Source organism: Streptomyces sp. NPDC001153, assembly GCF_053598315.1.
This window is the reverse complement of record NZ_JBSFJZ010000008.1, coordinates 163,391-177,592: the sequence shown is the minus strand read 5'-3', so window position 1 is coordinate 177,592 and position 14,202 is coordinate 163,391. Positions and strand designations below refer to the sequence as shown.

The following is a 14,202-nucleotide window of genomic DNA, read 5'->3' as shown; positions in this document are numbered from 1 at the left end:
AGAACCGTTTGTCCACAGCCTGGAGGGGCCTGTAGCCAAAATGTGCCAACGACCGAACAATCGGTTGGTGAGGCGCCTCACAGCCGACGCGCCTCCCGTAGCCGCTCCCACGAGGAGGTGCCGTCATGACGGTCATGGAGCAGCGGGGCGCGTACCGGCCATCGCCGCCGCCCGCCTGGCAGCCCCGTATGGACCCCGCGCCGCTGCTGCCCGACGCCGAGCCCTACCGCGTCCTCGGCACCGAGGGGGCCGCCAAGGCCGATGCGGACCTGCTGCGCCGGCTCTACGCCCAGCTGGTCCGCGGTCGCCGCTACAACACGCAGGCCACCGCGCTCACCAAGCAGGGCCGCCTCGCCGTCTATCCCTCCAGCACCGGTCAGGAGGCCTGCGAGGTCGCCGCCGCCCTGGCCCTGGAAGAGCGGGACTGGCTCTTTCCCAGCTACCGCGACACCCTCGCCGTCGTCGCCCGGGGCGTCGACCCCGTCGAGGCCCTCACGCTGCTGCAGGGCGACTGGCACAGCGGCTACGACCCCTACGCCCATCGGGTCGCCCCCCTCAGCACCCCGCTGGCCACCCAGCTGCCGCACGCCGTCGGCCTCGCGCACGCCGCCCGCCTCAAGGGCGACGACGTCGTCGCGCTCGCCCTGGTCGGCGACGGCGGCACCAGCGAGGGCGACTTCCACGAGGCGCTGAACTTCGCCGCCGTCTGGCAGGCGCCGGTCGTCTTCCTCGTGCAGAACAACGGCTTCGCCATCTCCGTCCCGCTCGCCAAGCAGACCGCCGCGCCCTCCCTGGCCCACAAGGCCGTCGGATACGGCATGCCGGGCCGACTGGTCGACGGCAACGACGCGGTGGCCGTGCACGAGGTCCTCAGCGACGCGGTACGGCACGCGCGCGCGGGCGGCGGACCCACCCTCGTGGAGGCGGTGACGTACCGCATCGACGCCCACACCAACGCCGACGACGCCACCCGCTACCGCGGCGACGCCGAGGTCGAGGCCTGGCGTGCACACGATCCGATCGAGCTGCTGGAGCACGAGCTGACCGAGCGCGGGCTGCTCGACGAGGCCGGAATCGAGGCCGCCCGGAAGGATGCCGAGGCGATGGCCGCCTCCCTGCGCGAACGCATGAACCGCGACCCCGAACGGGACCCCATGGCCCTCTTCGACCACGTCTACGCCGAGACCACCGCCCAACTGCGCGAACAGCGCGCCCTGCTGCGGGCTGAGCTGGAAGCCGAGCAGGAGCGGCACGGCGAGCAGGAAGGCGGCGCCCGATGACCACCGTCGCCGTCAAGCCCGCCACCATGGCGCAGGCCCTCACGCGCGCGATGCGCGACGCGATGGCCGCCGACCCGACCGTGCACGTCATGGGTGAGGACGTCGGCACCCTCGGCGGTGTCTTCCGGGTCACCGACGGCCTCGCCAAGGAGTTCGGCGAGGACCGCTGCACCGACACCCCGCTCGCCGAGGCCGGCATCCTCGGCACCGCTGTCGGCATGGCCATGTACGGCCTGCGCCCGGTGGTGGAGATGCAGTTCGACGCCTTCGCCTACCCCGCGTTCGAGCAGCTCATCAGCCATGTCTCCCGGATGCGCAACCGCACGCGCGGCCGGATGCCCCTGCCCATCACCGTCCGCGTCCCCTACGGCGGCGGTATCGGCGGCGTCGAGCACCACAGCGACTCCTCCGAGGCCTACTACATGGCCACGCCGGGACTGCACGTGCTCACGCCCGCGACCGTCGCCGACGCCTACGGCCTGCTGCGCCAGGCCATCGCCTCCGACGACCCGGTCGTCTTCCTGGAGCCCAAGCGGCTGTACTGGTCGAAGGACACCTGGAACCCCGAGCAGCCCACGGAGGTGGAGCCCATCGGCCGCGCGATGGTGCGCCGGCCGGGCCGCAGCGCCACGCTGATCACCTACGGCCCCTCTCTGCCGGTCTGCCTGGAGGCCGCCGAGGCCGCGCAGGCCGAGGGCTGGGACCTGGAAGTGCTCGACCTGCGCTCGCTGGTGCCGTTCGACGACGAGACGGTCTGCGCGGCCGTACGGCGCACCGGACGCGCGGTCGTCGTCCACGAGTCCACCGGGTTCGGCGGGCCGGGCGGTGAGATCGCGGCCCGGATCACCGAGCGCTGCTTCCACCACCTGGAGGCGCCGGTGCTGCGCGTCGCCGGCTTCGACATCCCCTACCCGCCGCCCATGCTGGAGCGGCACCACCTGCCCGGCGTCGACCGCATCCTGGACGCCGTGGCCCGGCTGCAGTGGGAGGCCGAGGGCTGATGGCACAGGTGCTGGAGTTCAAGCTCCCCGACCTCGGCGAGGGACTCACCGAGGCGGAGATCGTCCGCTGGCTGGTCCAGGTCGGTGACGTCGTCGCCGTCGACCAGCCCGTCGTCGAGGTCGAGACGGCCAAGGCGATGGTCGAGGTGCCCTGCCCGTACGGCGGTGTGGTCACCGCCCGCTTCGGCGAGGAGGGCACCGAACTGCCGGTCGGCGCGCCGCTGCTGACGGTGGCGGTGGGACCGCAGGCCCCGGCGGGGGACACCGAGGGATCGGGCAACGTCCTGGTCGGATACGGCACCTCGCAGGCTCCGGCCCGGCGCCGGAGGGTGCGGCCGACACCGACACCGACACCGACGGGCGCCGTGAACGGCAGCACCGGTGCGGACAGCGGAACGCTCGCCTTCGACGGTACGGCGCCCACCGGGACGGCTCACGCGCGCGTGGACGCGCTCCACGCCGAGGGGCCGGTGCCCGTGATCTCCCCCCTGGTCCGCCGGCTGGCCCGCGAGGGCGGAGTGGACCTGCGGCAGCTGGCGGGCTCGGGCCCGGACGGGCTGATCCTGCGCGCCGACGTCGAGGGCGCCCTGCGGGCCAGGGCGGTCGTGGGCAGCCGTACGGCCGGGGCACCCGCCACGGCGGCACACGTCGCCGCCGCCACCCCGGCGGCATCCGCCGCGTCGGCAGCCACCGCCGCTTCGGCCACGCGCGCAGGGGGCACCCGCATCCCCCTCAAGGGCGTGCGCGGCGCGGTCGCCGACAAGCTCTCCCGCAGCCGCCGGGAGATCCCGGACGCCACCTGCTGGGTCGACGCCGACGCGACCGAACTCATGCGCGCGCGAGCCGCGATGAACGCGCCCGGCGGACCGAAGATCTCCCTGCTCGCGCTGCTCGCCCGTATCTGCACGGCCGCGCTCGCCCGCTTCCCCGAGCTGAACTCCTACGTCGACACCGAGGCCCGCGAGGTCGTCCGGCTCGACCAGGTCCACCTCGGGTTCGCCGCGCAGACCGAACGCGGGCTCGTCGTGCCGGTCGTCCGGGACGCCCACACGCGCGACGCCGAAGCGCTGACCGCCGAGTTCGCCCGGCTCACCGAGGCCGCCCGTACCGGCACGCTCACGCCCGGGGAACTCACCGGCGGGACCTTCACGTTGAACAACTACGGCGTCTTCGGTGTCGACGGCTCCACGCCGATCATCAACCACCCCGAGGCGGCCATGCTCGGCGTCGGCCGGATCGTCCCCAAACCGTGGGTGCACGAAGGCGAGCTGGCCGTGCGCCAGGTGGTCCAGCTCTCGCTCACCTTCGACCACCGGGTGTGCGACGGCGGCACGGCCGGCGGCTTCCTGCGGTACGTGGCGGACTGCGTGGAACAGCCGGCGGTGCTCCTGCGCACGCTGTGACACGGGCGGGGCGCCTCGAAGGAGGACCCCCGAGCAAGACACGAGAGAGGCCCCTCGGGACATACTCGGGGGGTGACCGACAACGCCCCCGCTCCCGGGACGCCCGTGCCGTACGACGCCATCGTGCTGGCCGGCGGCGCCGCCCGGCGGCTCGGCGGCGCCGACAAGCCCGGTCTGCGGGTCGGCGGCCGGGCGCTGCTCGACCGGGTGCTCGCGGCTTGTGCGGACGCCGGGACGACCGTCGTGGTGGCCGACCGGCGGCCCACCACGCGGCCGGTGCGCTGGGCGCGCGAGGAACCGCCCGGCGCCGGACCGGTTGCCGCGCTGGAAGCCGGCCTGCGGCACACCACCGCCGTACACACGGTCGTCCTCTCCGCCGACCTGCCCTTCCTTCGGCCGGCCACGCTGCGGAGCCTGCTGACCGCCCTCGGCGACACCGGCGCCGAGGGCGCACTGCTCACCGACGCCGACGGCCGCGACCAGCCGCTCGTGGCCGCCTATCGCACCGCCGCGCTCCGCCGCGAGCTGGCCGCCCTCGCGGCCGGACCCGACGGTCTGACCGGCCTGCCCCTGCGCCGGCTGACCGGCGCCCTCAGCCTCACCCGCGTCCCGGACCCGCTCGCGTCGTTCGACTGCGACACCTGGGACGACCTCGTCAACGCCAGGGCACGCATCAGGGAGCATGGGCACGTGTTGGATGAATGGATCTCCGCAGTCAAGGACGAGCTGGGCATCGACCTGGACGTCGACACCGGCGTGCTGCTCGACCTGGCCCGTGACGCCGCGCACGGCGTGGCCCGGCCCGCCGCCCCGCTGACCACTTTCCTCGTCGGCTACGCCGCGGCCCAGGGCAAGGGCGGCCCCGACGCGGTCGCCGAGGCCGCCCGCAAGGCGGCCGCGCTCGCGCTGCGCTGGGAGGAAGAGAGCAGCGGGGGCCCGAGCGTCCCGGACGCCGGATGACTACCCCCGGAACCCGGGCCGGAGCACCCGCAGAGGACAGCGACGACCTCGACGTCGAGGAGGCCCTGGCCCTCGTGAGGCAAGCCAAGGACGACCCCGCGGGCCAGGTCCCCGCTCCGGCGCCGGAAACCCACGGCGAACGGCACCGGGCCACCCCGTGGGCCCAGGCCCGTGAGATCGCCGCTCGCGCCGCACGTGCCCGGGTCCGTCGCGCCCCCGTCTCCGTGCCGCTCGGCGACGCCCTCGGCCTGGTCCTGGCCGCCCCGCTCGACGCGCTCACCGACCTGCCCTCCTTCGACACCTCCGCGATGGACGGCTGGGCGGTCGCCGGGCCCGGGCCCTGGGAGGTGCGCGACGAGGGCGTGCTCGCCGGACACGCGCAGCCCGAGCCGCTCACCGACGGCGTGGCGGTCCGTATCGCCACCGGCGCCCGCATCCCGGCCGACACCACCGCCGTGCTGCGCAGCGAGCACGGCCGTACCGACGCGCAGGGGCGGCTCCACGCCACGCGGGAGATCGTGCACGGCCAGGACATCCGCCCGCGCGGCCAGGAGTGCCGCAGCGGCGATCAGCTGCTGCCCGTCGGCACCCGGGTCACCCCCGCCGTACTGGGGCTCGCCGCGGCGGCCGGATACGACACCGTCACCGCCGTACCACGGCCCCGTGCCGAGGTCCTCGTGCTCGGTGACGAACTGCTGACCGAGGGGCGGCCGCGTGACGGGCTGATCCGGGACGCGCTCGGCCCCATGCTGCCGCCCTGGCTGCGCGCGCTCGGCGCCGAGGTCGTCGCGGTGCGCCGGATCGGGGACGACGCCAAGGCCCTGCGCCGGGCCGTCACCGGCTCCGAGGCGGACCTCGTCGTCACCACGGGCGGCACCGCGGGCGGACCCGTCGACCACGTCCACCCCATCCTGGAACGCATCGGCGCCGAACTCCTCGTCGACGGCGTCAAGGTGCGCCCCGGCCATCCCATGCTGCTGGCCCGCACCAAGGACGACCAGCACCTCGTCGGTCTGCCCGGCAACCCCCTCGCGGCAGTCTCCGGCCTGCTCACGCTCGCCGAGCCGCTGTTGCGCACTCTGGCCGCCCACCCGGCCCCGGAGCCGTACACGCTGCCGCTCGGCGAGGCGGTGCAGGGGCATCCGCACGACACCCGGCTGATCCCCGTGGTGCTGCGCGGCGACCGTGCCGTACCGCTGCACTACAACGGTCCGGCCATGCTCCGCGGCATCGCAGCCGCCGATGCGCTGGCCGTCGTACCGCCCGGCGGAGCCCGGCAGGGGGAGGAGGCGGAGCTGCTGGACCTGCCGTGGGCGACCGCCGGAGTCGAGGTGTGTTTCACGTGAAACGTCCGGGCCGTGACGCAGGGCAGCGGGCTGGACCTCGTCGAACGTCCGGTGCTGCATGGGGTGAGTTGGGCCGGCGGATCACCATCGTGTGGGCGTGTTCGAGCGAGCGGGTCTGACCCGGGGACGGCATCTTCGGGGAGTAGCGTCACGGACATGCATGCGATCACGATTCCCGAACCTGGTGGTCCCGAGGCGCTGGTGTGGGCGGAGGTCTCCGATCCGGTGCCCGGCGAGGGCGAGGTGCTGGTCGAGGTGGTGGCCAGCGCCGTCAACCGTGCCGACATCCTGCAGCGGCAGGGCTTCTACAACCCGCCGCCCGGCGCCTCCCCCTACCCCGGCCTGGAGTGCTCCGGCAGGATCGCCGCGCTCGGACCCGGAGTGTCCGGCTGGGCCGTCGGAGACGAGGTGTGCGCGCTGCTCTCGGGCGGCGGGTACGCCGAGAAGGTCGTCGTACCGGCCGGGCAGTTGCTGCCCGTGCCCGAAGGGGTCGACCTCAAGCGGGCGGCCGCGCTGCCCGAGGTCGTCTGCACGGTCTGGTCCAACGTGTTCATGATCGCCCATCTGCGGCCCGGAGAGACGCTGCTCGTGCACGGCGGGTCCAGCGGCATCGGCACCATGGCGATCCAGCTCGCCAAGGCCGTCGGGGCCAAGGTGGCGGTGACGGCCGGTACGAAGGAGAAGCTGGAGCGGTGTGCCGAGCTGGGCGCGGACATCCTGATCAACTACCGCGAGCAGGACTTCGTCGCCGAGATCAAGCAGGCCACCGGGGGTACGGGGGCCGACGTCATCCTCGACAACATGGGAGCGAAGTACCTGGACCGCAACGTCCAGGCGCTCGCCGTCAGCGGGCGGCTCGCGATCATCGGCATGCAGGGTGGGGTGAAGGGGGAGCTGAACATCGGCACGCTGCTGAACAAGAGGGCCGCGATCAGTGCGACCTCCCTGCGGGCACGGCCGCTGAGTGAGAAGGCGGCGATCGTGGCTGCTGTGCGGGAGCATGTGTGGCCGTTGCTGGCTGGGGGGCATGTGCGGCCGGTGGTGGACCGCGAGGTGCCGATGGCGGAGGCGGCCGAGGGACATCGGGTGGTGGAGGCCAGCGGGCACGTGGGGAAGGTGCTGCTGGTCACGTCGTAACGCCGCGGGACTGGAGCGGTGCGGTGCCCGGTGTCGGGGGTGGAGTCGCCTGCCTGCCTGCGTCGGCCGGGCGCCTCCCCCGCTCTCGGCTTCGCTCGGGCCGGGGGCCCACCGCTCACCCGTGCCGCCCCAGCGGTACGACTGCCCGCAGCTGCGCAGGGGGTGGGTCAGTCTCTGCGGAGTTTGAGGCCCAGGAGGGCGAGGGCCAGGCCCAGGCCCATGAGGATCAGGCCGCTGCCCAGGGGGAGGATCTGCAGGACCGGCTCGGAGGGATTCGAGCCCTGGGGGGCGGCGTTGTGGGCCGGGGGGTGGTTGAGGCCGGCCTCGTCGGGGACGGTCGAAGCCGTCGGCGTCGTGGTCGGGAGGTTCGTGGTCTCCGGTTCCTCCGGCCGACCGATGCCGGGAGCCCGGGTGGGTGCCGGGTCGTCTCCGCCCTCGACCTCGGCCGCGGGACCGTCCGGTCGGCCCGGCCGGATCCGCCCCTCGCCTGCCAGGCTGCCCGCACGGGTCGGCCCGACGGCCGTGGGGCGGTACGGGGCGGAGACGGAATCAGAGGGTATGGGGGAGATCGGGGATATCGGGGAAAGCGGGGAGATCGGGGAAAGCGGGGAGATCGGGGAGATCGGGGATATCGGGGAGATGGGTGAGGGCCCGGGGGCCGGGGAGTCGCTGTCACCCTGATCGTCAACGAGACCGTGGCCGTCATGACCGTCACCGTGGCTGTGCCCGCCCCCATGACCGTAAGCGTGACCATGACCGCGACTCGGACCGCGACTCGGACCGTGATCGGGCCCTGTGCCGCCCGGGGCCTCCGGAGCGGCGCCGTCCGTCGGTTCGCGGCCGCCGTGTGCCGAGTGTTCCGGGCGGCCGGGGCGGGCCGGGCGGCCCGTGTCCCCGGGGGCGGTGTGTGCCGTGTCGACGGGCGCCGTGCGGGCCGTGTCTCCGGGGGCGGGGTGGCCCGCTTCGTCGAGGGTCGGCCGGTCCGGGGGGTCGGGGTCGGTGGAGCTTCCAGGGGCGGGTTCGGCGGCGTACGCGGTCGTGGCGTCGTCGGTGACGGTGTCGTACGCGGGCAGGGCCACCGCGAGGACGAGCAGCAGCCGTATGCAGCGGAGCGTGTTGCACAGCCATGGAGTCACGTCGGTGACCTCTCGAAGCCGGATGTCGTGATCGATGGGTGACCGGCAGGAATAAGCCTCACATTCCAGGGCGAGATGGGCATTTCAGATTGGGCCGTCGGGTCTAAACGGTGGATCAGCCCCACGAGGGGGCACCACGGTGATGAGGTGTACGGGTGCGAGAGAATGGCGGCATGGAGATGCCGAGGAACGAACGGTTGCCGGAAAACCCCCAGATCCTCGTCGTGGGCCAGGACGGGATGGCGCTCGGCGGCGGCAACGGGGACGACGAGTCCCGTGAGACCCCGCTGACGGAGCAGGTCGAACAGCCGGCCAAGGTCATGCGGATCGGCAGCATGATCAAGCAGCTCCTGGAGGAGGTGCGCGCGGCCCCTCTGGACGAGGCGAGCCGGGTGCGGCTGAAGGAGATCCACGCCAGCTCGGTGAAGGAGCTGGAGGACGGCCTCGCGCCGGAGCTCGTCGAGGAACTCGAGCGGCTCTCCCTGCCGTTCACCGACGACGCCATCCCGAGCGACGCGGAACTGCGCATCGCACAGGCGCAGTTGGTGGGCTGGCTGGAAGGCCTCTTCCACGGGATCCAGACGACGCTGTTCGCCCAGCAGATGGCCGCGCGGGCCCAGCTGGAGCAGATGCGCCGCGCACTTCCGCCGGGCGTGACGGGCCACGAGGGCGGCGATGACCACCGCGCCGCGGGCCGCTCGGGCGGGCCCTACCTGTAACGAGCCCCTACCGAGCGCCGTATGGCGAGGCGGGCGTACCCGTGACGTACGGAGCCCGGCACGGACACCGTGCCGGGCTCCCTCTGTCTCCTGCCCGTCCCTTGCGGACGGCCGGTGTCAGGCGGGGTTGCCCGTCGAGACCGTGAGGTCGATCGTGCCCGGGTCCTTCTTGTCGACGTCCGTGCCCTCGGGCGGGAACTGGTCCAGGACGGTGTCCTTGCCCCAGGTGTTGTCGTCCTGCGAAGTGATCTTGTACTGCCAGCCCGCGGCCTGGAAGCAGGCCTTCACCGAGTTGATGTCCTTGTACCGGAAGTCGGGCAGCATGACCTTCTTCGTGTCGTTCCAGGACTCCGTCGGATCTGTGCACTTGGTCTTGTCGATCACCCGGGTCCGGTCCGGTCCGCGGTAGCCCGCCGGCTGGGAGGCGGACGCCGAGGCGCTCGCGCCGCCGCTGCCGCCCTTGTCGCCACCGCCGCCGTTGTTCATCGTCAGCGCGACGATCAGGGCGCCGACCGCGACGAGCGACACCGCGACCGAGCCGATGATCACCGGCTTGTTGCTCTTTCCGCCGCCGGAGCCCGGAGCGGACGGCTGCGCGGCCGTCTGCGGCGAGATCGTGTAAGGCGGCGGGGTGGACGCGGCCTGCGGTCCGTAGCCCATCGGAGGCGGCGTCTGGTAGCCGCCCTGCTGCGGATAGCCGTAGGCCGGGGCGGGCGTCTGCGGCGTCTGCGGGACGCCGTAGGGGCCCGGCTGGTACGGCGTCTGGACCGGCCCGGGGGCCGCCTGGGCGGTCCGGTCGACCGGCGGGAACACCGCGGAGCCGACGCCCGCGCCGCTCTGCGTCGGCCCGGCGCCGGGCACGATGCTCGGCGCGGCGGCCTGCAAGGACGCGGCGACGCGCAGGCACTCGTCGCGCATGGCCTCGGCGGTCGGGAAACGCTCGTTCGGATTCTTCTTCAGCGCGCGGGCGACCAGCGCGTCCACCGCGGGCGGCAGCGCACGGTTGATCGAGGAGGGCGCGACCGGCTCCTCCTGCACATGCGCGTACGCGATCGCCAGCGGGGAGTCCGCGTCGAACGGCAGCCGCCCGGTGACCAGCTGGAACAGCATGATGCCGACCGAGTACAGGTCGGAACGGGCGTCCACGCCACGCCCGAGGGCCTGCTCGGGCGAGAGGTACTGCGGGGTGCCGACGACCATGCCGGTCTGTGTCATCGATGTCACACCGGACTGCATGGCCCGGGCGATGCCGAAGTCCATGACCTTGACCACGCCACGCTTGGTCACCATCACGTTGCCCGGCTTGATGTCGCGGTGGACCAGCCCCATCTCGTGGCTGATCTCCAGCGCGGCCAGCACGTCCGCGGTGACCTTCAGCGCCTTGTCGGCGGGCATCGCGCCGTACTGCCGGATGTCCTCCTCGAGGGCCGAGCCCAGCGGGCGGCCCTCGACGTACTCCATGACGATGTACGGGGTCGTCAGACCACCGAGATCGTCCTCGCCGGTGTCGAAGACCGACACGATGTTGGTGTGCGTGAGCTTGGCCACGGCCTGGGCCTCGCGGCGAAAGCGCTCGCGGAACGCCTGTTCCCGGCCGAGTTCCGTGTGGAGTGTCTTGATCGCGACCTGGCGGTCGAGCACGGAGTCGTACGCAAGGTGCACCGAGGCCATGCCGCCCTCGCCGAGCAGGTCCCGCAGCTGGTAGCGACCGCCGGCCAGCGACTGCCCCGCGTACCGGCCGTGTGCGCCGTCCTGGCTCATCTCTCCCTGTCCCCCACTGGCCGTCCGGCGCCTTCGCTCTTCGCACGGGCCTTGATCGACTGTGTCATTCCCGGCCAAGTCTGCCCCAGGGCACTGACACGTCAAGCTCGGTGCCCGTTCCGTGACCGTACGCGCAAGAAGCGTCGCGCAAGCGTTACAGGGGGCGTACGACCGGCACACAGAATTTGCACGACAGCGCGTGCTACAGGTTTCATGGCCGGTCAGGCTTCGGCCGGTTCCGGTTCCGGATCCGAACCGGTGGCTCACGCCGAGGCTGTAGCGTGGCCGACGGAGACCGTAACAACACCGCGCGCACCGCGGGCAGAAACGACGGCGAGGACTGATGGACCAGACGCAGCGCGCCCAGGGCCCGTCCGACCCCGAGGCGAGTGGCGGCGGTATGTCGGACGCGCCGGAGAACTGGGGCAACGGCGGGCTCGTCGGCGACGGCCGGTACCGGCTGACGCACCGGCTGGGCCGGGGCGGCATGGCCGAGGTGTTCGCGGCCGAGGACGTCCGTCTGGGCCGCACCGTCGCGGTGAAGCTGCTGCGCGCGGACCTGGCCGAGGACCCGGTCTCCAAGGCCCGCTTCACGCGTGAGGCGCAGTCCGTCGCCGGGCTCAACCACCACGCGATCGTCGCCGTGTACGACTCCGGCGAGGACTTCGTCGGCGGCCAGTCCGTGCCGTACATCGTGATGGAGCTGGTCGAGGGCCGCACCATCCGCGATCTGCTGCTGAACGCCGAGGCGCCGGGTCCCGAGCAGGCCCTGATCATCGTCTCCGGGGTGCTGGACGCGCTCGCCTACTCGCATCAGCACGGCATCGTGCACCGCGACATCAAGCCCGCCAACGTGATCATCACCCACAGCGGCGCCGTCAAGGTGATGGACTTCGGCATCGCGCGTGCCCTGCACGGTGCGTCGACAACGATGACACAGACCGGCATGGTCATGGGCACGCCGCAGTACCTCTCCCCGGAGCAGGCCCTGGGCAAGGCCGTGGACCACCGCTCCGACCTGTACGCGACCGGCTGCCTGCTGTACGAACTGCTCGCGCTGCGGCCGCCGTTCACCGGCGAGACCCCGCTGTCGGTGGTCTACCAGCACGTCCAGGACATCCCGACCCCGCCCTCGGAGTTCTCCGACGGCTGCCCGCCGGAGCTGGACGGCCTGGTCATGCGCTCGCTCGCCAAGGAGCCGGACGACCGGTTCCAGACGGCCGAGGAGATGCGCGGCATGGTCCAGTACGGCCTGCAGATGCTGTACGAGCAGGGCGGACACACCGGCACCTGGCACACCGGCCCGGTGGAGGCGCACGACGGCCGGCACACCCCGGCGGGCGGTTTCACGGGGACGACCGCGATGCAGCACCCGGGCGACTTCGGCTCCGGGACCGCGCAGATCCCCCAGCCGATCCTGCCGCAGCGCTACGGAGGCGACGACGGCGGGTTCGAGGGACACGGAAACGGGGGCAGCGGCCGCGGCAAGCTGTGGATCCTCGCCGTCCTCGCGGTCATCGCGATCGCGGCGGGCGTCGCGTTCGCCCTCAAGACCACGAGCCACGGCACCGGCACCAATACCGACACCAAGCCGCCGGCGACGACGCACTCGACGTCCACGACGGGCCACTCGGACACCCCGACCCCGTCGGACAACACCACCGACCAGCCCACGGACACCAACACCGGCAGCAGCTCGGACTCGGGCTCGGGCGGTTCCGGCTTCACCCCGTCGGACCCGCAGACGTCGCAGTCGCAGAGCACGGGCCCGACCGACCAGCCCACGGATCCGCAGACCTCCCCGTCGCAGTCCTCGGGCACCTCCAACGGCGGCACCACCACCGGTACGACGAACGGCGGCACCACCACCGGTACGACGAACGGCGGCACCACCACCGGTACGACGAACGGCGGCACCACCACCGGCACGACCAACGGCGGCACCACCACCGGCAACACCACGGACGGCGGCACGAATCTTCCCACCGGTTGAGGGACACCCACCCCACCTCCGACGGCGTCCCCGTGAGCGGTTCCCGCCAGGGAGCCGTCACTCGGTGAACGCGGCGCACACCGCGTCGTACTCGCGTGTCCACCACACCACGAGCGCCGACGCGGCCGGGAACTGACAGTCCGCGCGCGTGTCACCGCGTTCGTAGTGCCAGCGCAGCATCCAGAAGTCGTTCAGCCGCTCCCACCACACCCGGTGCACGGCCGCCGCCAGCTCGGTGGGGCCGGCACCGGCCGCGCGCCGGTACGCGCGCGCGTACGCGCGTACCTTCGGCAGGTCCAGGGCGCCCGCCGGGCGTACGAAGAAGATCGCCGCGGCGCGCACGGCCTCCTCGGCGCGGGGCTGCACACCGAGCCGGTCCCAGTCGACGATGGCCGCCGGGGCGTCGTCCCTGTAGAGCACGTTGAACGGATGGAAGTCGCCGTGCACCCAGCCCACCGAGGCGCCGCGCGGCGGGCGCCGGTCCGTGTGCTGCTCCAGGAGCGCCCGGCGTTCCAGCAGCCGGTGCCGGGCCAGCTCGTCGAAGGCGTCGGCGGGGCGGTGCCGGCGCACATGGGCGAGCAGGTCGTCGATGAGGGCGAAGGTGTCGGAGGGGTCGGCGCTCTCCACGGGGTGGGGGCTCGTGGCCGGGCGCGTGCGCCCCTTGGGTGGCATCACGCGCTCGAGGCAGGCGTGCACGGCGCCCAGGAGCGCCCCGAGGCGTGCGCTCTCCCCGCGCGTGAGCTGTCCGCCGTGCCGGTGCCTGCCGTCGATCCAGGGGTGCAGGGCGTAGGCGTGGCCGCCGACGACGGCGACCGTACGGCCCTCGCGGTGCGCGAGCGGTACGGCGACGGGGACGCCGAGGTCGGCCAGGCGCTGGGTGGCGCGGTGCCGGCGTTCGATGGCGGCCGGGTCGGCGGTGTCGGGGTCGAAATGGTGCTTGAGGAAATAGCGGCCACGGGTGGTGCGCAGCCGGTAGCCGCGGTTCAGCAGCCCCTGGTCCACCGGCTCACAGGTGAGGGCGGTACCGGCCGCGTACAGGCGGAGCAGGGCGCCCAGAGGGGGCGCGTGGGACACAAGGGGTGGTACACATGAGCGCGGCACGCCGCAGATGGTAGGGCACGAAAAATCGCCGTGAGCTGGGGCTTGTCACAGGCGGTCACCGGCGATCCCTTTCGGTCACGTCGTGAGCATGCCGTGAACTTTCTCAAATGTTTCCGCCGTTTCCGATCTTCTCGCCCGGATACGGATCACATAAGCGGCGCAGCCAGTGTCACACGCAAACAATTCGACTCTTCCCGTGACCCGGGTGAGCGGGTTAACGTTCCGTTGCTTCGGCGTTGAAGCAGGGCTGTGACCAGCACGCTTCCACACCTCCCCGATTTACTTGGAAATCCAAGCAAAATCGCAGGTCAGGTGGGGTTTCACAGAAATGTGGAGCACTGGGTAACGTGATGGTTGCAGGGCGC

The 14,202-nt window shown here is 72.6% G+C and carries 11 protein-coding genes; 8 read left to right on the top strand and 3 right to left on the bottom strand.

Annotation, left to right across the window (positions count from 1 at the left end):
* Positions 1-125: 125 nt before the first annotated feature.
* From pdhA to ACWDEN_RS11930, 6 genes are all read left to right on the top strand, one after another.
* Complete coding sequence (pdhA, locus tag ACWDEN_RS11955; protein WP_351606712.1) at positions 126-1,280, top strand: pyruvate dehydrogenase (acetyl-transferring) E1 component subunit alpha; 1,155 nt, start codon at positions 126-128, stop codon at positions 1,278-1,280.
* Positions 1,277-2,281, top strand: a complete 1,005-nt coding sequence (locus ACWDEN_RS11950; protein ID WP_351606715.1) for an alpha-ketoacid dehydrogenase subunit beta — start codon at positions 1,277-1,279, stop codon at positions 2,279-2,281. The genes pdhA and ACWDEN_RS11950 overlap by 4 nt, the downstream gene beginning before the upstream one ends.
* Positions 2,281-3,684, top strand: coding sequence for a dihydrolipoamide acetyltransferase family protein (locus tag ACWDEN_RS11945; protein WP_450858625.1), 1,404 nt, complete (start codon positions 2,281-2,283; stop codon positions 3,682-3,684). Before ACWDEN_RS11950 ends, ACWDEN_RS11945 begins: the two co-directional genes overlap by 1 nt.
* 72 nt (positions 3,685-3,756) lie before the next feature.
* Entirely contained in the window at positions 3,757-4,644 is an 888-nt protein-coding gene (locus ACWDEN_RS11940; protein WP_450858623.1) for an NTP transferase domain-containing protein, read from the top strand.
* Positions 4,641-5,990, top strand: coding sequence for a molybdopterin molybdotransferase MoeA (locus ACWDEN_RS11935; RefSeq protein WP_450858621.1), 1,350 nt, complete (start codon positions 4,641-4,643; stop codon positions 5,988-5,990). Before ACWDEN_RS11940 ends, ACWDEN_RS11935 begins: the two co-directional genes overlap by 4 nt.
* Positions 5,991-6,146: 156 nt before the next feature.
* Positions 6,147-7,127 (top strand): NAD(P)H-quinone oxidoreductase, encoded by a 981-nt coding sequence (locus ACWDEN_RS11930; protein ID WP_450858619.1) that lies wholly within the window; start codon positions 6,147-6,149, stop codon positions 7,125-7,127.
* A gap of 167 nt (positions 7,128-7,294) precedes the next feature.
* On the opposite strand, the gene ACWDEN_RS11925 is transcribed toward ACWDEN_RS11930, so the two are convergent.
* Positions 7,295-8,263, bottom strand: coding sequence for a hypothetical protein (locus ACWDEN_RS11925; protein ID WP_450858617.1), 969 nt, complete (start codon positions 8,261-8,263; stop codon positions 7,295-7,297).
* A 173-nt stretch (positions 8,264-8,436) separates the two neighbouring features.
* Between ACWDEN_RS11925 and ACWDEN_RS11920 the strand changes: the two genes are divergently transcribed.
* The gene (locus ACWDEN_RS11920) at positions 8,437-8,982 is read left to right on the top strand and encodes a bacterial proteasome activator family protein (protein WP_351606731.1); all 546 of its coding nucleotides are present in this window, start codon (positions 8,437-8,439) and stop codon (positions 8,980-8,982) included.
* Between the two features lie 117 nt (positions 8,983-9,099).
* Here the strand turns inward: ACWDEN_RS11920 and ACWDEN_RS11915 are convergent, their stop codons facing one another.
* Positions 9,100-10,743 (bottom strand): protein kinase domain-containing protein, encoded by a 1,644-nt coding sequence (locus ACWDEN_RS11915; RefSeq protein ID WP_450858615.1) that lies wholly within the window; start codon positions 10,741-10,743, stop codon positions 9,100-9,102.
* Positions 10,744-11,086: 343 nt separating this feature from the next.
* Between ACWDEN_RS11915 and ACWDEN_RS11910 the strand changes: the two genes are divergently transcribed.
* Positions 11,087-12,736, top strand: coding sequence for a protein kinase domain-containing protein (locus ACWDEN_RS11910; protein ID WP_450858613.1), 1,650 nt, complete (start codon positions 11,087-11,089; stop codon positions 12,734-12,736).
* A 57-nt stretch (positions 12,737-12,793) separates the two neighbouring features.
* Here the strand turns inward: ACWDEN_RS11910 and ACWDEN_RS11905 are convergent, their stop codons facing one another.
* On the bottom strand, positions 12,794-13,810 hold the full coding sequence (locus ACWDEN_RS11905; protein ID WP_351606739.1) for a phosphotransferase: 1,017 nt from the start codon (positions 13,808-13,810) through the stop codon (positions 12,794-12,796).
* Positions 13,811-14,202 lie beyond the last annotated feature (392 nt).

Coding starts and splice junctions, on each gene's coding strand:
- ACWDEN_RS11945 (WP_450858625.1), top strand. CDS start 2,281: ATGGCACAGGTGCTGGAGTTCAAGCTCCCCGACCTCGGCGAGGGACTC.
- ACWDEN_RS11920 (WP_351606731.1), top strand. CDS start 8,437: ATGGAGATGCCGAGGAACGAACGGTTGCCGGAAAACCCCCAGATCCTC.
- ACWDEN_RS11910 (WP_450858613.1), top strand. CDS start 11,087: ATGGACCAGACGCAGCGCGCCCAGGGCCCGTCCGACCCCGAGGCGAGT.
- ACWDEN_RS11930 (WP_450858619.1), top strand. CDS start 6,147: ATGCATGCGATCACGATTCCCGAACCTGGTGGTCCCGAGGCGCTGGTG.
- ACWDEN_RS11935 (WP_450858621.1), top strand. CDS start 4,641: ATGACTACCCCCGGAACCCGGGCCGGAGCACCCGCAGAGGACAGCGAC.
- pdhA (WP_351606712.1), top strand. CDS start 126: ATGACGGTCATGGAGCAGCGGGGCGCGTACCGGCCATCGCCGCCGCCC.
- ACWDEN_RS11915 (WP_450858615.1), bottom strand. CDS start 10,743: ATGAGCCAGGACGGCGCACACGGCCGGTACGCGGGGCAGTCGCTGGCC.
- ACWDEN_RS11950 (WP_351606715.1), top strand. CDS start 1,277: ATGACCACCGTCGCCGTCAAGCCCGCCACCATGGCGCAGGCCCTCACG.